Raw genomic sequence first — 17314 nt, 5'->3', positions numbered from 1 at the left:
TGCCCTCATCAACGACACGGGCGCAACGTGGACACATGATGGGCCGGATCGGACGGTCCCCGTCCTAGTCCTCGTCCCGCAGCCGCCGCCAGATGCGGGTGCGGTGCAGTACGTAGAAGGCCACGAACAGGACGGCCACCTGAAGCCCCACGGCGAGCAGCCAGAAGACGACCTTGCTCTCCAGTTCGTCGGTCAGGTAGGTGAAGTTCATGCCGAAGAACCCGCTCAGGAACGTCAGCGGCAGGAAGATCGTCGACACGATGGCCAGCCGGTTGATCACGCCGTTCTGCTCGCCCGCGGCGAGGGAGGAGTAGCTGGCGAAAGCGCGACGGGAGGCGTCCTGGAGGGACTCGATGTCCGTCAGGACCAGCCTCGCCGCGTGCTGGAACTCCTGGGCGAGCCTTTGCCGCTCCGCCGGAAAGTTTGGGTTCAGCATCCGGCGGGTGAAGACCTCGTCCACCACCTGAAGGTAGGGAAGCAGGGAGTGGTGCAGCAGGGCGGAGCGCCGTCGCAGCTTCGACAGGCGGTAGACCTGCTCGGGGCGCCGTTGCTGGAACATGTCGTCCTCGAGTTCCTCCGTCAGCAGCAGGTCCTGCACGGCGGCCCGCCGGAAGGTCGCCAGCGCCTCCTGGAAGAGCAGGAAGAGCACAGCCACGACGTCGGGTGGCCTCTCGTGCCGGAGCTGCGCGGAGAGGTTCGACGCCATGCCCGCCCAGCCACGGTGAACGGTGACCAGGAACTGCTCGGTCACCAGCGCGTGGACGTAGGCGATCTGGTCGTCGTGGACCACGGGCACGACGAAGCCGGCCTTCTCCCCCAGGAAATCGGCCCGCGCGGGCTCGTCCTTCCTGCCGAACCAGGCCAGGTCGTCAGCCTCCAGGCCGAGCTGACGGGCCACGCCCCCGCCATCCGCCGGCGCATCCTCCGGCAGCTCGACGTCGACGATCAGAAAGCGGGCCGCGGCGAGCCGCTCACGTGCCTCGGACAGGTGCGTACGGGTCACGGTCGCGTCCGGCATCGACACCATCGTTACGATCATGGCCCTCACCGTTGGTTACGACTCCGACGGTCCCAGCGTGCGTGCGGTCCGGTGGCTGCGCACCCGGACACCGTCATGTGCGGCACCGTGCGGACCGGACGGGTGACGAGATCACTCGCGGGAGAGGACGAGGGGGCCTGCCCCGCTGGGTGCGGACGGAAAGCCCCAGGGAGGTTCCCGCACATGAAAATGCCCCCAAGCCGCGCTGTATGCGCAGCTCAGGGGCATGATCGCAACGGCTACTTCTTCTTGCCCTGGTTCTTGACCGCCTCGATCGCCGCCGCGGCCGCGTCCGGGTCCAGGTACGTGCCGCCCGGGTTCAGCGGCTTGAAGTCCGCGTCGAGCTCGTAGGACAGCGGGATGCCCGTCGGGATGTTCAGGCCCGCGATGTCGGCGTCGGAGATGCCGTCGAGGTGCTTGACCAGGGCGCGCAGGCTGTTGCCGTGCGCCGCCACCAGGACCGTCTTGCCGTCCAGGAGGTCCGGGACGATGCCGTCGAACCAGTACGGGAGCATGCGGACGACGACGTCCTTGAGGCACTCCGTCTGCGGGCGCAGCTCCGGCGGGAGGGTCGCGTAGCGCGCGTCGTCGAACTGGGAGTACTCCGCGTCGCGGGCCAGCGGCGGCGGCGGGGTGTCGTACGAGCGGCGCCAGAGCATGAACTGCTCCTCGCCGAACTCGGCCAGCGTCTGCGCCTTGTCCTTGCCCTGGAGCGCACCGTAGTGCCGCTCGTTCAGGCGCCAGGAGCGGTGGACGGGGATCCAGTGGCGGTCCGCGGCCTCCAGCGACAGCTGGGCCGTGCGGATCGCGCGCTTCTGGAGCGAGGTGTGGACGACGTCGGGGAGCAGGCCTGCGTCCTTGAGCAGCTCACCGCCGCGGACTGCCTCCTTCTCGCCCTTCTCGTTGAGATTGACGTCCACCCAACCGGTGAACAGGTTCTTCGCGTTCCATTCGCTCTCGCCGTGGCGGAGGAGGATCAGCTTGTACGGTGCGTCGGCCATGGCTCTGAGCCTAATCCAAGCCTCCGGCGCCCTGCGCGCCCGGCCACGGGCCGGACGGTACGGAGGCGGGTCCCGCCGACGATTGACGGCCACCGTCAATTGAGTGGCCGCGGCCGCTCTCCCCCACGTAAGTTACGGACATGGCCGGCGCCGCTTACAGGCCCATCAGGCCGCACCCACGCCGCTCGCGCCCCAGGGGGGATCCGTCCCGATGTCCGTCACCGCACTCAGACGGGCCGCACACGAGAGTGTGTCCGGTCTGCCGCGCCAGTTCTGGTGGCTGTGGACCAGCACCCTGATCAACCGCCTGGGCGGCTTCGTCCTCACGTTCATGGCGCTGTACCTGACCACCGAGCGCCACTTCTCCGCGTCGTACGCGGGTCTGGTCGCCGCGCTCATCGGGCTCGGCGGCATGATCGCGTCGCTGCTCGGCGGGGTGCTCGCGGACCGGATCGGGCGGCGCCCCACCCTCCTCGCCGCGCAGCTCGCGACCGCCGCGACCGTCGCCGTCCTCGCCTTCGTGCGCGACCCCGCCGGGATCGCGGTGACCGGCTTCCTGCTCGGCGTCGCCTCCAACGCGTCGCGTCCCGCCGTGCAGGCGATGATGGCCGACCTCGTCGCGCCGAAGGACCGCGTGCGGGCCTTCTCCCTCAACTACTGGGCCATCAACCTCGGCTTCGCCGTCTCCTCCGTCTACGCCGGTTTCCTCGTCGCCGCCAGCTACACCGCCGGCTTCCTCCTGGAGTCCGCGATGACGCTGGCCTGCGCGGTCCTGGTGTTCGTGAAGGTGCCCGAGTCGCGGCCCGAGCGGGCCGAGCCGAAGCCCGACGCGGCACCCGTCGCCGACGTGACCATGCTGACCGTCCTGCGCGACGGCCGGTACATGCTGATGGTGGGGCTGTCGTTCCTCATCTCCGTCGTCTTCACGCAGTCCTCGTCCGGGTTGCCCATCGTCATGGGGCAGGCGGGGCTGAGCAGTTCGGACGTCGGGCTCGTCGCCGCCGTCAACGGCATCGTCATCGTGGCGCTGCAGATCCCGCTGACCCGCTTCATCGAGAAGCGCGACGCGGGCCGGCTCCTGACGGTCTCCTCCCTCCTCATCGGCTACGGCTTCGCGCTCACCGCTTTCGCCGGGTCGATGGCCGCGTACGCCCTGATCGTCGTCGTGTGGACGCTCGGCGAGATGGTCAACGCGCCCACCCAGTCCGGCCTGGTGGCGCGGCTCGCCCCGACCCACGGGCGCGGCCGCTACCAGGGCATGTACTCCATGTCGTGGTCGGTGGCGGCCCTGGTCGCGCCGCTCGCGTCGGGCGTGACGATCGACCGGTTCGGCGCGGGGTGGCTGTGGGCGGGCTGCGCGGTGATCGGGACGGTCGCGGCGGCCGGGTACTGGATCCTGATGCGGGGGCTGCCCGCGGACGACCAGCTCATCACTCCCGTCCCCAGCCCCGAGAAGGCCGGGGCCGAGCCCGAACTCACCGCCTGACGTTCACCGCCTGACGTTCACCGACCGACCGACGACCGCTGCGCGTCGTACAGGTTCCGCGGCCGGACCGTGTCCGACACCCCGTCGCCGTAGAGCTCCAGCCGCGCATGCAGATCCCCGGTGAAGTCCGGGACGTCGGTCTGGTCGAACTCGCGGACCGTGTTGACGGCGACGGTCGCGCTGTACGGCGCGAGTCCGTCGAGGCGCATCAGACCGGCGCGCTGGTTCGTGACGCGGATGTTCCAGTGCGTGAAGCGCGCCCCGAAGAGCGGTCCCGCCGAGGCGTCCCCTCCGTGGCGGCCGTTGTTGTTCACCGTGATGTCCGTGCGCACGTTCGCGAAGGGCATGCCGCGGTGCGAGTCGAACGTGCCCATCTCCATCTCGCCGCGCGACCACACGTTGTACGACGACAGGCCCTCGACGTTGATGCCGTGCAGCTGCGTGCCCGCGGGGGCGGGGACGGTGCGCTGCTCGATCGTGAACGACTCGACGAGGTTGTCGTGGGAGCCCTCACGGCAGAAGTACGGGTGGTGCGAGCCGCGGCCCGCGACGCGCGTGCGGCGCAGCGTGCACGCGGACGCGGCGACCAGGCCGAAGCCGTTGTCGACGTGGCGCACGGTGACGTCGTCGGCCCAGCAGTCGTACGCGCACTGGAACGCGACGCCGTTGTAGCCCTTGTCGAGGAGGTGCTGCGACTGCGGGGTCTCGACGGCTTCGAGGGTCAGCGCCTCGACGCCCGAGCCGGTCAGCGCGCCGATGTGCGTGGTCAGCCGGGGGTCCCACTCGGGGCGTATGTCGAGGGGGAGCGGGCGTTCGAAGGTGACGCGGCGGCCGTGCACGGAGGCGATCCGTACGGGCCATTCGTAGGGCACGTACGAGGTGAGCTTGGTCTTGTCGTCCCAGTAGTACGCCTCGGGGCCCGGGCCGCCGCCCGCCATGTGTTCGAGGAGGGTGTGGCCGGGGTCGTCGGCGAGGCGCAGGAGGACCAGGTCGCCCCGGGAGAGGCGGGACGCGTCCGCGACGGTCACCGACCAGGAGCCGCGGGTGGCGGGCCCGACCGCCGTCAGCGTGTCCCACTCGTCGCGCTTGTTGCCCGTCCAGCCCTCGAAGGGCCAGGCCTTCGCCCTGATCGCGTCGGTGAGGGTGCGGAAGCGGTCCTCGGGGCAGAGCCAGATCAGGCCGCCCGCCCAGGACCAGCTGGACTTGTCGCCGCCGTAGCGGGAGCCGTAGACGCCGATGAGTTCGGTGAGGCTGCGCGTCGCGTACAGCTTGGTGCGGGTGCTGCCCGCGCCGCGCAGGACGACGCCGGAGTGGCCGATGCGGATGAGGTCGTCGATGCGGTACGTGCCCGGGGGCAGGTGGACCGTGCCCCCGCCGGCCCGTCCGGCGTCGGCGAGGGCACGGTTGATCGCGGGGGCGGCGTCGGCCGAGCCGTCGGGGCGCGCGCCGTAGTCGCGTACGACGTCGGCGACGACGCGGGGGCGGGCGAAGCCCTGCCGGCCCGCGCGGTACCCGGCCCGTCCGACGTACGGGATCTGCGGGTGCGTGTAGGGGGTGCGGGTGAACTCGCGCCAGATGGGCGGGACTTCACCGGGCTGTGCCGTGGCGGCCCGCGCGCCGGTTCCCGTCACCGTCACGGCCGCCACCGCTATCGCGCTGCCCAACAACCCGCGTCGACTGAGGTTCTCCACCGTCGCCACCCTCCGCACGATCCAGTTCGAGGACGTTCAAAGATGTGAACGTCGTTCATGTCTGCGTCGGTCGCGAGCATGCCACGGCGACCCCTGTGGCGGAAGGGGTCGCGCACCGGTCAACCGGCAGGAGAAGGGCGCTACTTGGCGGGGCGCTGGGTCAGATTCGTGAACGCGTCGAGGTTGCGCGTGGACTCCCCGCGCGACACCCGCCAGGCGTACTCGCGGCGGATCGCGCTCGCGAAACCGAGCTCCAGGAGCGTGTTGAACGCGCCGTCAGCGGCCTCCAGGACCGAGCCGAGGAGGCGGTCGACCTCGTCCGGGGTGACGGCCGCGAGGGGCAGCTTGCCGGTGAGGTAGACGTCTCCGAGCTGGTCGACCGCGTAACTCACGCCGTAGAGACGGAGGTTGCGTTCCAGGAGCCAGCGGTGGACGCCCTGCTCGTTCTCGTCCGGGTGCCGGATCACGAACGCGTTCAGCGAGAGCGAGTGCTTGCCGACGAGCAGCGAGAGCGTCGTCGACAGCTTGCGCGTCCCGGGCAGCTTCACGACGTACGACGAGCCGGGCTCGGGGCTCTCCCACTCGAGCTCGGCCTCGGTGAGGACCTGCTCGATGACCGCCGCCGCGCCGGCCATGGTGCTGTCAGCCATGCAGCGAGGGTACGTGACGGGGGTGGCGGTGCTCGTAGGTGGCCGCCGTGTACACATCGGCCGTCGCGGAGGCCGCGGTGTCCCAGCCGAAGCCCTGCGCGTGCGCCGCGGCGGCGGCGCCCATGCTGTCCACAAGCTGTGGACGGTCGGCGAACTCGCCCAGCCGGCGTGCGTACAGCGCCGGGTCGTGGCCCGGGACCAGGAAGCCGGTCGTCTCGTCGCGCACGGCGACGGGCAGACCGCCGACCGCGGCCGCGATCACCGGCGTACCGGCCGCCTGCGCCTCTATGGCGACGAGCCCGAAGGACTCGCTGTACGACGGCATCACGAGGACGGAGGCAGCGCGGAACCAGTCCGCGAGCTGGTCCTGCCCGACCGGCGGGCGGAAGCGGACGACGTCCGCGATGCCGAGCTTGGCGGCGAGCTTCTGCAGCCCCTCCGGCTTGGCCAGACCGCTGCCGCTGGGGCCGCCCACCACGGGCACGACCATCCGCGAGCGCAGCTCGGGCCGCTCGTCGAGGAGGACGGCGACGGCCCTGAGCAGGATGTCCGGCGCCTTGAGGGGCTGGATACGGCCCGCGAAGACCGGAATGAGGGCGTCCTGGGGCAGGCCGAGGCGGTGCCGGGCGGCGGCGCGGCCGTCGGCGGGACGGAAGCGGTCCAGGTTCACGCCGGGGTGGACGACGGCGACCTTGGCGGCGTCCGCCTCGTAGTGGCGTACGAGCTCGTCGGCCTCCTCCGCGGTGTTCGCGATGAGGCGGTCGGCGGCGCGGACGATCTGGGTCTCGCCGATGACGCGCGCGGCGGGCTCGGGGCTGTCCCCCTCGGCGAGCGCGGCGTTCTTGACCTTGGCCATGGTGTGCATGGCGTGCACGAGGGGGACACCCCAGCGCTCGGCGGCCAGCCAGCCGACGTGACCGGAGAGCCAGTAGTGCGAGTGGACGAGGTCGTAGTAGCCCGGCCGGTGGCCCGCCCATGCCTGCATCACGCCGTGCGTGAAGGCGCACAGCTGGGCCGGCAGCTCCTCCTTGGCGAGACCCTCGTACGGGCCCGCGTCCACGTGCCGGACCAGGACGCCGGGCGCCAGCTCGACGGAGGGGGGCAGCGCGCCGGTCGTGGCGCGCGTGAAGATCTCGACCTCGATGTTGATCGCGGCGAGGCGCTTGGCGAGCTCGACGATGTAGACGTTCATGCCGCCCGCGTCGCCCGTGCCGGGCTGGTGGAGCGGTGACGTGTGCACGCTGAGCATGGCCACGCGACGCGGTCTGCGGTGCGCGCCGGGGAACCTGAGCCGCGGGGACGAGGTCCCGGAACGGCGGAGCCTGGACACGTACTGGCTCACGTGGCGGTCCTCCTTGCTGCGGGCACGGCTCGTGGAGGGCGGAACCTCGGGCGCGGAGCCCGGGCACGAACCCTCCTTCAGCCCCTCCAACACCGGAGGTCTCCGCTCCATTTCCGTTTTGCCGAATCATTACCGTCGGGGACTCAACCCTGGGGCGCCCGGGGCGGGCGCATACCCTCGTACCCATGAGCCCGCGCCCCCCGTCCCGCCCCGTGGGAACGGTCACACGCGGGACCACCAACCCCAATCGACTGCGCCGCATGGACCGCTGGATCGCGGCCACGCACGGTGCCGCCCTGCGCCGCGCCGACCACCCTGTCGCCGTCGACCTCGGCTACGGAGCCGCGCCCTGGACCGCGGTCGAGCTGCTGCACCGACTGCGCACCGTGGCGCCACGCGCGCGCGTGGTGGGCATCGAGATCGAGCCGGCGCGGGTCGCCGCCGCCCTCCCCTATGAACAGGACGGCCTCACCTTCCGCCACGGCGGCTTCGAGGTGCCCCTCCCCCACGACCCGCTCCTGATCAGGGCCGCGAACGTGCTGCGCCAGTACGACGAGGACCAGGTCGCCGACGTATGGCGGCGGCTGACCGCCCGGCTCGCGCCCGGCGGGCTCCTGGTCGAGGGGACCTGCGACGAGATCGGCCGCCGCCACGTGTGGGTGGCGCTCGGACCCGAGGGCCCCCGCACGGTCACCTTCGCGACCCGCCTCGGCTCCCTCGACCGCCCGTCCGACCTCGCCGAGCGCCTCCCCAAGGCGCTCATCCACCGCAACGTGCCGGGCGAGCCGGTCCACGCGTTCCTGCGCGACTTCGACCGCGCCTGGGCGGCGGCCGCCCCCTACGCCTCGTACGGGGCGCGGCAGCGGTGGATCCGGACGGCACGGGCGCTGAGCGCGGACTGGCCGGTGCTCGACCGGCCCGCGCGCTGGCGGCAGGGAGAAGTGACGGTCGCCTGGGGGGCGTTGGCTCCCCTTCGCTGACGAAGGCGCGTCCGGAGCCCGAGGGAACGATCTCCGGGGGTCGTACGTCAGACGGTGCGGGGCAGGGGCGTGCGGGACCGATGGGGCGGGCCGGGAGCGGATAGGGAGTTGTTGCCCGGCTCTGTCACATTCGGCGCCGGCGTGGCACCATCCCTGGGCATCCGTAAGTTACTGACGGTAAATCAGTTTTGATGGGTCTTCACGACTTGGGGGCGGAGCGCGATGAGCAGGCGGAGCACGACAGTCATGGCGGCCGTGGCACTGGTCAGCGCGTTGACCGTACTGACGGCGCCAGGCGCCGCGTACGCGAGTCCCGCGCGGCCCGCGCCGCCGTCAACGTCCGACAGAGGCGCGGACCTTGAGCAGGTGCGCGCCCGGCTCGACGGGCTCTACCACGACGCGGCCGTCGCCACGGAGGCGTACAACGCGGCCGAGGAGAAGGCCGAGAAGCAGTCGGGACAGATCGTCCAGTTGGCCAAGGACATCGTCGCCGGCCAGAAGAAGCTGGACCGGCTGAAGTCCCGCGCGGGCGCCGCGGCCCGCCAGCAGTACCGCGACGGCGGTATGCCGCCGGAGGCGCAGCTGATGCTCTCGGACGACCCGTCGCGGTTCCTGGACGGCGCGGACCGGATGCGGCAGGGGCAGCACGCCACCAAGGGGCTCCTGGGCGAGATGGCCCGGACGCAGGAGGACCTGCAGACGTACGCCCAGGACGCCACGCGGAACTGGAAGAAGCTCGAGGCCGGCCGCAAGGAGAAGGCCCGGGCGAAGAAGAAGATCAAGAGCAAGATCGCGGCCGCCGAGAAGCTCGAGTCGCAGCTCGAGAAAGAGGAGCGGGAGCGGCTGAAGAAGCTGGAGCAGCAGGCCGAGTACAAGCGGCAGACGGCCTGGCTCGGCTCGGGGGTCCTGAAGGACATCAAGGGCAGCGCGTCGGCGCAGGGCAAGAAGGCGGTCGCGTTCGCCACCGGCCAGCTCGGCAAGCCCTACGTGTGGGGCGCCGAGGGCCCCGGCTCCTACGACTGCTCGGGCCTGACCTCGCGGGCGTGGTCGGCGGCCGGACGGCCGATCCCGCGGACCTCGCAGGAGCAGTGGAAGCAGCTCAAGCACATCGACATCAAGGACATGCGCCCCGGCGACCTGATCATCTACTTCGGCGACGCCAGCCACGTCGGGATGTACATAGGGGACGGCGCCATCGTGCACGCGCCGCGCCCCGGGCGGAACGTCACGGTCGCGGGCGCGGGCTCGATGGCGATCCTCGGGGTCGTCCGCCCCGACGCGTAAAGGACTGCGGGGGCGTCGTCGTGAGCTGGGCCACGTGACCCACCGCACTCCGGCGCCTCCGGTTGCAGTGAACCGACGTGACCTTCGTCATCCCCGAATCGGCCGATGGGCCCTCTGGCGTGCCCAATTCCGTTAACTGATGCGGCATATGACAGTGGCGGTTTGCCTCTCACCATTCCGTTGCGACGCCGCCTACCGCTAAGGTCCACCGTCGGTGGTGCGACGATCCTTCGCTCCACCACGCCCTCGGGGGGAGGGAAGGAACCGAGCGATGCCCGTACCCGTACCGCGGCAGAGAGCTATCCCGGCCGTGGAAGGTGGTCAGGCTCCGACAGTGCCGACGCCGCCCGTCACGCTGCCCCGGCAGCCCACGGCCTCCGGCGCCCAGAGCGGCGGAGGTGGCCCTCTGACGCTCCTCGTCATCGAGGACGACCCCACCGCCTCCCTCGGCGTGCCCGAACTGACCGACTCGGCGGGCAAGCCGATCCGCGTCCGTACCGCCCGCAACCTCACCGAGGCCGAGCGACTCCTCACCGACGACGTCCACTGCATCCTGCTCGACCTCGCCCTGCCCGCGCCCGGCGCGGCCACGGACGCCGACGAGCTGGAGACGCTCCGGCACGTCCTGCGCCTCGCGCCGCGGCACGCCGTCCTCGCTCTCACCGCGTCCGGCGACGCGGAGCGCGGCGCCGAGGCCGTGCGCGTCGGTGCCCAGGACTATCTGTTCCGCGACGAGCTGGACGGCCGCCTGCTGGGCCGTGCGGTGCGCTACGCCGTCGAGCGCAGGCGCGCCGACGTCGCCCAGCGCAAGCTCGCCGAGTCCCGGCTGCGCGCCCAGGAGAACGCCCGCCTGGAGCGCGGCCTGCTCCCGACGCCGCTCCTGGACGGCTCCCCGCTGCGTTTCGCGGCCCGCTACCGCCCGGGCCGCTCCCGCGCGCTGCTCGGCGGTGACTTCTACGACGCCGTCCGCACGCCCGACGGCACGGTGCACGCCATGATCGGCGACGTCTGCGGGCACGGCCCCGACGAGGCGGCGCTCGGTGTCGAACTGCGCATCGCCTGGCGGGCGTTGACGTTCGCCGGCCTGTGCGGCGACGAGCTGCTCTCCACGCTCCAGCAGGTCCTCGAACATGAGCGGGCGGACGACGAGATCTTCGCGACGCTGTGCACGGTCGACATCTCCGCCGACGGCCGCCGCGCGGGCCTGTGCCTCGCGGGCCACCCGTCGCCGCTGATTGCGCGCCCGGGGCGGCGCGCCGAGCTGCTCCCGTACGAGGACAACGGCCCGGCGCTCGGTCTGCTGCCGCGCGCCCGCTGGCCGCGCCGTCAGGTCGAGCTCGGCCCGACGTGGAGCCTGATGCTCTACACGGACGGCCTGATCGAGGGACGGGTCGGCGGCGGCAAGCAGCGCCTGGGCCAGGACGGCATGGTGGACATGGTGCGCCGCAAGGTCGCTGAGGGACTGCGCGGCGAGGAACTCATCGACGCGACGGTGAACGAGGCCCGCGACCTCAACGGCGGCGACCTCACGGACGACGTGGCAGTCGTCCTCCTGGACCGGGGGAACTAGCCCCTGATCCGGGGGGGCGGTCGCCCCCCGGATGCCGGAGGGCTCAGCGCCCGCCGTTGTACGGCCCGTACGGACCGTCACTGCTGGAGCCGCCGCCACGGCGGCCCCGGCCGCCGCCCGACACCTGCTGGAGCGCGGGCCGCACGTCCACGAAGAAGACGATCGTCGCGACGAGCCCCGCGAGCTGGAGGAACAGCATCGGGACGAGCAGATTCACCGCGACCGCGATGCCGAGGATGATCAGCCAGAACATCTTGTTCTGCTTGTCCGCGGCGCGGAACGCGTCCTCGCGCGAGAACGCGGCCATCACCAGAGCAACCACCGCGAGCACGAGCATGGCGGTGTAGAGCAGCCACATCAAGCCGCCGAAAGCCGACATCAGCACAACGCCCACCACCCGAGTCAGGTCAGTCCTACGCGGTCACCGTACCCGGTGAACGGGCCGGACACCCGGTAAGTGCCCGGCCCGCCCCTCGGTACGCTCCGTACCGCTTTGTTCACCCCGCCGTGCCGCTACTTGCCGGAGGGCGCGGTCTTCTTCACGGTCGTCGTCTTCTTGGCCGGGGCCTTCTTCACGGCCACCGGCTTCTTGGCGGACGCGTCGGCCGGCCCGGGCTTCGCGGTGGCCGGCTCGTCGGCCACGGCCACGGACTCCGCGCCGGGCTCGACGGCCTCGGCGACCTCGAGGATCTCGTCGGCCGCCTCACCGCGCCAGGCCCGCACGGTCTCCTCGCCGTGCTCGGCGACCTTCTCGTAGGTCTCGCGGGCCTTGACGGCATACTCGGCGGCGACGCCCACACCCCGCAGCGCGAGGTCCTGAGCGGACTCGCCGATCTTCTTCAGGTCGGTGTCGAGCGTGCCGAGCACCTCGGTGACCTTGGCCTGGATGGCCGCCTGGGCCTCCTTGGCGCGGCCGGCCGCCTTCTCCTGGACGTCCTTCGGGTCGGTGTTGCGCACGGCCTCGAACCGGGCCGGGGCCTCGGCGCGCAGCTGCTCCACGATGCCGGGCACCTTCTTCGCCTGCTGATAGGCGAGCTCGGCCGTGCCGGCGGCGAAGTAGAGGGGGGTCGGGTTGCTGAGGGTCTTGCGCAGGTCGTCGGTGATGGCCATGGCGTGGTCCTCCCGGATCACATCGGCTTCAGCTTGAGGGTTCGGCACCGCTGCTCCCGGCCGTGCGGGGGCCGTCGGCGGGGTGTTCGTGACTGTCGTGCTGCACCTCGGTCCCGTTCTCTTTCCTGAAGGACTCGTAGATCTGCAACAGCACTTGTTTCTGGCGCCCGTTGAGCGAGGGGTCGGCGAGGATGACGGCGCGCGTCTCCACCTCTTCCCGCTCCCGCTCCGCATCGAGAATCCCGGCTCGCACGTACAGCGTCTCCGCGGAGATCCGCAGGGCCTTGGCCACCTGCTGGAGGACCTCCGCGCTCGGCTTGCGAAGACCGCGCTCGATCTGGCTCAGATACGGATTGGACACCCCGGCGGCATCGGCGAGCTGCCTGAGCGAGAGCTGCGCACTGCGGCGCTGCTCGCGCAGGTACTCACCGAGATTGCCGACGTTGAGCGATGCCATGTTCCGATAGTGCCTCGCCGGTGCTAACTATTGCAAGCGGCCGCTTGCAAAAGTGCTCCACGCCACCCGGAAGGCGGCGTGAGGCCTACGCGCGAGGGCCCGTTTCCGGTTCTCCGTCGAGGACTTGGGCGTCGAGGACGTGCCCGCCCCCGGCCGGTCCTTTGCGGACGGGGCGGGTGAGGATCTTGGACACGCACGCGGGTATGACCGCGCCCGGCTCGTGACTGCGGGCCCGGTACGCGCTCGGGGTCTCGCCGACCAGCTCGGTGAAACGCGAGCTGAACGACCCCAGCGACGTACAGCCGACCTCGAAGCAGACCTCCGTCACGCTCAGATCGCCCCGCCGCAGCAGCGCCTTGGCCCGCTCGACACGGCGGGTCATCAGATAGCTGTACGGGGTTTCGCCGAAGGCCGCCCGGAAGCTGCGGGAGAAGTGCCCGGGCGACATGTGCGCGGCACGCGCCAGGGCCGGGACGTCGAGGGGCTGCGCGTAGTCGCGGTCCATCATGTCCCGGGCCCGGCGCAGCCTTACGAGGTCATCGAGCGTCACGCTGCCAGCGTACGGCCGGGCCCGTGCCCGCGTCCGGCCACTCGCCGCGAGCCTCCGTTCCTCGTACCGCCCTATTCCCCGTGCGGACCGCCCGGATCACCGTCGAGAACGGTGATGTCCAGGTGACGCAGGCGCTCCGGTTCCGCGATCACGTCGATGCCCGTGATCAGGTCGCCGGTGACCGTGAAGACCAGCACCAGGAACAGGCGGCCGCCGGGTGCCATCACGAGGCCGGCCGTGCCGTCGATCAGCGCGGGACCGGTGAACAGGGCGCGGCCCGTGGCGGCCATCGCGCCGCGGGCCACCGTGGCGGCGCCGCGGACCACGACGGGCTCGGGGGTCGGGACGACCGTGCGGTCCGCGCGGAGCACCACGTCCGGGTGGAGCAGGGAGACCAGCGCGTCGAAGTTCCCGCCGCGCGTGGCGGCCAGGAACGCCTCGACGACCTGGCGCCTGCGCGGCAGATCGGCGCCGGGCGCCGGGGCGACGCCCCTGACCCGGCGGCGGGCGCGGCTGGCGAGCTGCCTGGTCGCGGCCGGGGCCCGCTCGATCAGCGGCCCGATCTCGTCGAACGGCACGGCGAACATGTCGTGCAGCACGAAGGCGAGCCGCTCGGCGGGGGTCAGGGTGTCGAGTACCACGAGGAGGGCGACGCCGACCGAATCGGCGAGCAGCGCCTCCTCCTCGGGGTCACGCCCGCCCTCCGGGGCGGCGTCCGGATCGGGGACGTACGCGTCGAGAGGGTCCTCGCGGCGGTTCTCGCGGGCGCGCAGCATGTTGAGGCACACACGCGACACGACCGTGGTCAGCCAGCCGGTGAGGTTCTCTATGCCGGCGGGCGCGTCCCCGTCTCCCCTCTCCTCCCCCTCCGCGTCATGCGAGTGCGCGTCGGCCGTGCGGCTGAGGCGCAGCCAGGTCTCCTGCACCGCGTCGTCCGCCTCGGTCACCGAGCCGAGCATCCGGTAGGCCACCGCGCGCAGCCGGGTCCGGTCCTTCTCGAAACGCTCGGTCAGCGATGCGTTCTCGTCCATCGGTCACATTCCTCGCTCGGCGCGGGTCAAAGAAGCAGACGTCGAGAACCTACCGACCCGGACGGGGGCGCCGAAGCCCCGGTCCGCGCAAACAAACGGGAGTAGCCATGACTGCACCGATCCTGGTCACCGGCGGCACGGGCACGCTGGGCGGCCACGTCGTGCCCCTGCTGCGCAAGGCCGGCCACCCGGTCCGCGTGCTCAGCCGGCACGGCCGCGAGTCCGCCGACGGCGTCGAGTACGTGAGCGCCGACCTGCTCGACGAAGCAGACCCGGGACTGCGGACGGCGCTGACGGGGACCGAGATCGTCCTGCACCTCGCGGGCGGCCCCAAGGGCGACGACGTGGCGACCCGGAACCTGGTGCGGGCGGCACAGCAGGCCGGGGTGAAGCACCTCGTCCTCATCTCGGTGACCGGCGCGGACACGGTCCCGGTGGCCTGGCTCAAGAACAAGCTGGCCGCCGAGCGGGCCGTCGCCGAGTCCGGCATACCGTTCACGACGCTGCGGGCCGCCCAGTTCAACGACCTCGTCCTCGGCGTGGTCGAGAAGATGACGAAGCTGCCGGTGCTCCCCGTCCCGGGCGGGCTCCGCTTCGAACCGGTCGACTCGCGCGACGTCGCCGCCCGCCTGGTGGAGCTGGCACTCGGCGAGCCGGCCGGCCTGGTACCGGACCTGGCCGGTCCCAGGGTGTACGGGATGGCCGAACTGAGCGCCGGCTACCTCCGGGCCAAGGGCAGGCGCCGGCCGAAGCTGCCAGTCCGCATCCCCGGGAAGGCGGGTCGCGCGTACCGGGCCGGGGCGAACCTGGCGCGCGCGGGTGCGGCCAGGGGCGAGCGGACGTGGGAGGCGTTCGTCGGCGAGCGGGTCGGCGGGTGACGGAGCGCACCGGACGGGCGCCCCAGGGTGCGCCAGGTTGCAGATAATCCGTAACGGATCAAATTGGCTACCCTGGCACTCATGACCTCCATGGCGCCCACCCGCACCGAACCGGACCTCTCCTTCCTGCTCGACCGCACCAGTCATGTACTGCGTACGCAGATGGCGGCGGCCCTCTCCGAGATCGGCCTCACGGCCCGGATGCACTGCGTACTGGTGCACGCCTTGGAAGAGGAGCGCACCCAGGCGCAGCTCGCGGAGATCGGCGACATGGACAAGACCACGATGGTGGTGACGGTCGACGCCCTGGAGAAGGCGGGCCTCGCCGAGCGGCGCCCGTCCGCGCGGGACCGGCGGGCACGGATCATCGCGGTCACGGAGAAGGGCGCGCAGGTCGCCGCGGAGAGTCAGGCGATCGCCGACCGCGTACACGAAGAGGCGCTCGGCTCGCTCCCCGGGACGGAGCGCGAGGCGCTGCTGCGCGCGCTGAACCGCCTGGTCGACGGCCACCTGGCCACCCCGCCCGAGAGCCCGCACCCGGCTCCCCGGAGAGCGCGCCAGCGCTAGCCACCCACACCACCCGACACCAGCCACCCACTCACGCCCGCCCGCCTACCCACTCACGCATGCATCCGTAAAAGATAGTCTGCAACAAAACTATCTGCTACGGTCATTTCTGTTGGCCCGCAGCGGCTCCCGCCGTGGCCCTTTGACAGGAGATGACCGCAGATGCCTGCCGTTTCCGCACCGCTCCGCGCCCTTCCGGCACTCCTCACCCCCCGGCGCTCCAGGTGGCCGGCCCTCGGCGTCCTGGCCACGGGGATGCTGATGACGGTCCTCGACGGCAGCATCGTGACCGTGGCGATGCCGGCCATCCAGAGCGATCTGGGGTTCACCCCGGCCGGCCTCAGCTGGGTCGTCAACGCCTACCTGATCGCGTTCGGCAGCCTGCTGCTGCTCGCCGGGCGGCTCGGCGACCTCATCGGACGCAGGCGGCTGTTCCTCGTAGGCACGGCGGTCTTCACCGGGGCCTCGCTCCTGGCGGGCGCGGCCACGAGCCCCGCGGTCCTGATCGCCGCGCGGTTCCTCCAGGGCGCCGGCAGCGCGCTGGCGTCCGCCGTCAGCCTCGGCATCCTCGTCACGCTGTTCACCGAACCCCGTGAACGCGCCAGGGCCATCGCCGTGTTCAGCTTCACCGGCGCAGCCGGAGCCTCGATAGGGCAGGTCCTCGGCGGCCTGCTCACCGACGGCCTCAGCTGGCACTGGATCTTCTTCATCAACCTGCCCATCGGGCTCGCGGCCCTGGCGGTCGCCGTGCCCGCCCTGCCCCGCGACCGAGGCCTCGGGCTCACGGCGGGTGCCGACACGGCCGGCGCGCTGCTCGTCACCGGCGGCCTGATGCTCGGGATCTACTCCGTCGTCAAGGTCGAGGAGTACGGCTGGACTTCGGCGCGCACGCTCGGGACCGGGGCCGTCGCCGCGCTCCTGCTCGCCGGGTTCTTCGTCCGGCAGGCAAAGGCCCGTACGCCGCTCATGCCGCTGAGGATCCTGCGCTCGCGCAGCGTCGCCGGGGCGAACCTGGTCCAGATGCTGATGGTGGCCGCGCTGTTCTCCTTCCAGATCCTGGTCGCCCTCTACCTCCAGCGAGTCCTCGGCTACGGCGCCGCGGAGACCGGCCTCGCCATGCTCCCCGCCGCCGCCGTCATCGGCGCGGTCTCCCTCGGCGTCTCGGCCCGCCTGGTCGCCCGCTTCGGCGAACGGAACGTGCTGCTCACCGGGATCGCGCTCCTCATCGGCGTACTCGGACTCCTCGCCCGGGTCCCCGTGCACGCGCACTACGCCACCGACGTCCTCCCGGTGATGCTCCTCGCGGCCGGTTTCGGCCTCGCCCTGCCCGCGCTGACCTCGCTCGGCATGTCCGGGGCGAGCGAGGCCGACGCCGGGCTCGCCTCCGGTCTCTTCAACACCACCCAGCAGATCGGCATGGCCGTAGGCGTCGCCGTGCTCTCCACGCTCGCCGCGTCCCGCACCCGCTCGCTCACCGCACAGGGCGGCACCCGCGCCGAGGCCCTCACCAGCGGCTACCACCTGGCGTTCACGGTCGGTACGGGTCTGCTCGTCGCCGCGTTCGTGATCGCGTACGGGGTGCTGCGCGGCCCCCGCAAGACGACGGCCTGACCCTCATCCCCCGCCTCGCGTCCCCCACCAGCCGCATCACACACCGGCTCGAACCCGATCCCGATGG

At 71.7% G+C, this 17314-nt stretch carries 17 protein-coding genes; 7 read left to right on the top strand and 10 right to left on the bottom strand.

Features of this window, described 5'->3' with window-relative positions; translation table 11 throughout:
- Positions 1 to 64 precede the first annotated feature (64 nt).
- Both OHO83_RS24960 and OHO83_RS24955 read right to left on the bottom strand, forming a co-directional pair.
- Positions 65 to 1039, bottom strand: a complete 975-nt coding sequence (locus OHO83_RS24960; RefSeq protein WP_266671883.1) for a magnesium transporter CorA family protein — start codon at positions 1037 to 1039, stop codon at positions 65 to 67.
- Positions 1040 to 1278: 239 nt separating this feature from the next.
- Positions 1279 to 2040, bottom strand: coding sequence for a phosphoglyceromutase (locus tag OHO83_RS24955; protein WP_266562789.1), 762 nt, complete (start codon positions 2038 to 2040; stop codon positions 1279 to 1281).
- A gap of 211 nt (positions 2041 to 2251) precedes the next feature.
- On the opposite strand from OHO83_RS24955, the gene OHO83_RS24950 reads away from it, so the two are divergent.
- Positions 2252 to 3526: an MDR family MFS transporter gene (locus OHO83_RS24950; RefSeq protein WP_266671885.1), complete on the top strand. Its 1275-nt coding sequence runs from the start codon at positions 2252 to 2254 to the stop codon at positions 3524 to 3526.
- A 17-nt stretch (positions 3527 to 3543) separates the two neighbouring features.
- On the opposite strand, the gene OHO83_RS24945 is transcribed toward OHO83_RS24950, so the two are convergent.
- The 3 genes from OHO83_RS24945 to mshA form a co-directional block, all read right to left on the bottom strand.
- The gene (locus OHO83_RS24945) at positions 3544 to 5217 is read right to left on the bottom strand and encodes a glycoside hydrolase family 55 protein (protein ID WP_266676456.1); all 1674 of its coding nucleotides are present in this window, start codon (positions 5215 to 5217) and stop codon (positions 3544 to 3546) included.
- A gap of 140 nt (positions 5218 to 5357) precedes the next feature.
- Complete coding sequence (locus OHO83_RS24940; protein ID WP_266569343.1) at positions 5358 to 5852, bottom strand: YbjN domain-containing protein; 495 nt, start codon at positions 5850 to 5852, stop codon at positions 5358 to 5360.
- A 7-nt stretch (positions 5853 to 5859) separates the two neighbouring features.
- Positions 5860 to 7209: a D-inositol-3-phosphate glycosyltransferase gene (gene mshA / locus OHO83_RS24935; protein ID WP_266671887.1), complete on the bottom strand. Its 1350-nt coding sequence runs from the start codon at positions 7207 to 7209 to the stop codon at positions 5860 to 5862.
- Between the two features lie 185 nt (positions 7210 to 7394).
- Between mshA and OHO83_RS24930 the strand changes: the two genes are divergently transcribed.
- The 3 genes from OHO83_RS24930 to OHO83_RS24920 all read left to right on the top strand — a co-directional run bounded on the left by OHO83_RS24930 (position 7395) and on the right by OHO83_RS24920 (position 11043).
- Positions 7395 to 8189, top strand: a complete 795-nt coding sequence (locus tag OHO83_RS24930; RefSeq protein WP_266671889.1) for a class I SAM-dependent methyltransferase — start codon at positions 7395 to 7397, stop codon at positions 8187 to 8189.
- 246 nt (positions 8190 to 8435) lie between these two features.
- Positions 8436 to 9473 carry a C40 family peptidase gene (locus tag OHO83_RS24925; RefSeq protein WP_266671891.1) on the top strand — a complete coding sequence of 346 codons (1038 nt, stop codon included), beginning with the start codon at positions 8436 to 8438 and terminating at the stop codon, positions 9471 to 9473.
- Positions 9474 to 9744: 271 nt separating this feature from the next.
- On the top strand, positions 9745 to 11043 hold the full coding sequence (locus tag OHO83_RS24920; RefSeq protein WP_266671893.1) for a PP2C family protein-serine/threonine phosphatase: 1299 nt from the start codon (positions 9745 to 9747) through the stop codon (positions 11041 to 11043).
- A gap of 43 nt (positions 11044 to 11086) precedes the next feature.
- On the opposite strand, the gene OHO83_RS24915 is transcribed toward OHO83_RS24920, so the two are convergent.
- From OHO83_RS24915 to OHO83_RS24895, 5 genes are all read right to left on the bottom strand, one after another.
- Entirely contained in the window at positions 11087 to 11428 is a 342-nt protein-coding gene (locus OHO83_RS24915; protein WP_116512297.1) for a DUF2516 family protein, read from the bottom strand.
- A gap of 128 nt (positions 11429 to 11556) precedes the next feature.
- On the bottom strand, positions 11557 to 12153 hold the full coding sequence (locus tag OHO83_RS24910) for a hypothetical protein (protein WP_266671895.1): 597 nt from the start codon (positions 12151 to 12153) through the stop codon (positions 11557 to 11559).
- Positions 12154 to 12181: 28 nt separating this feature from the next.
- Entirely contained in the window at positions 12182 to 12610 is a 429-nt protein-coding gene (locus OHO83_RS24905; protein ID WP_266671897.1) for a helix-turn-helix domain-containing protein, read from the bottom strand.
- A gap of 85 nt (positions 12611 to 12695) precedes the next feature.
- Positions 12696 to 13160: a helix-turn-helix transcriptional regulator gene (locus tag OHO83_RS24900; protein WP_266671899.1), complete on the bottom strand. Its 465-nt coding sequence runs from the start codon at positions 13158 to 13160 to the stop codon at positions 12696 to 12698.
- A gap of 71 nt (positions 13161 to 13231) precedes the next feature.
- The gene (locus OHO83_RS24895; protein ID WP_266671901.1) at positions 13232 to 14191 is read right to left on the bottom strand and encodes a sigma factor; all 960 of its coding nucleotides are present in this window, start codon (positions 14189 to 14191) and stop codon (positions 13232 to 13234) included.
- Positions 14192 to 14298: 107 nt separating this feature from the next.
- On the opposite strand from OHO83_RS24895, the gene OHO83_RS24890 reads away from it, so the two are divergent.
- The 3 genes from OHO83_RS24890 to OHO83_RS24880 all read left to right on the top strand — a co-directional run bounded on the left by OHO83_RS24890 (position 14299) and on the right by OHO83_RS24880 (position 17247).
- Positions 14299 to 15069, top strand: coding sequence for an SDR family oxidoreductase (locus OHO83_RS24890; protein WP_266671903.1), 771 nt, complete (start codon positions 14299 to 14301; stop codon positions 15067 to 15069).
- 81 nt (positions 15070 to 15150) lie between these two features.
- Positions 15151 to 15636, top strand: coding sequence for a MarR family winged helix-turn-helix transcriptional regulator (locus tag OHO83_RS24885; RefSeq protein ID WP_266671905.1), 486 nt, complete (start codon positions 15151 to 15153; stop codon positions 15634 to 15636).
- Between the two features lie 162 nt (positions 15637 to 15798).
- A complete protein-coding gene (locus OHO83_RS24880) occupies positions 15799 to 17247 on the top strand; it encodes an MFS transporter (protein ID WP_266671906.1) in 1449 nt (482 codons plus the stop codon).
- Positions 17248 to 17314: the final 67 nt, after the last annotated feature.

Origin of the sequence: Streptomyces sp. NBC_00569 (assembly GCF_036345255.1) — a bacterium.
GTDB lineage: Bacteria > Actinomycetota > Actinomycetes > Streptomycetales > Streptomycetaceae > Streptomyces.
This window is presented reverse-complemented; position numbering and strand designations above follow the sequence as displayed.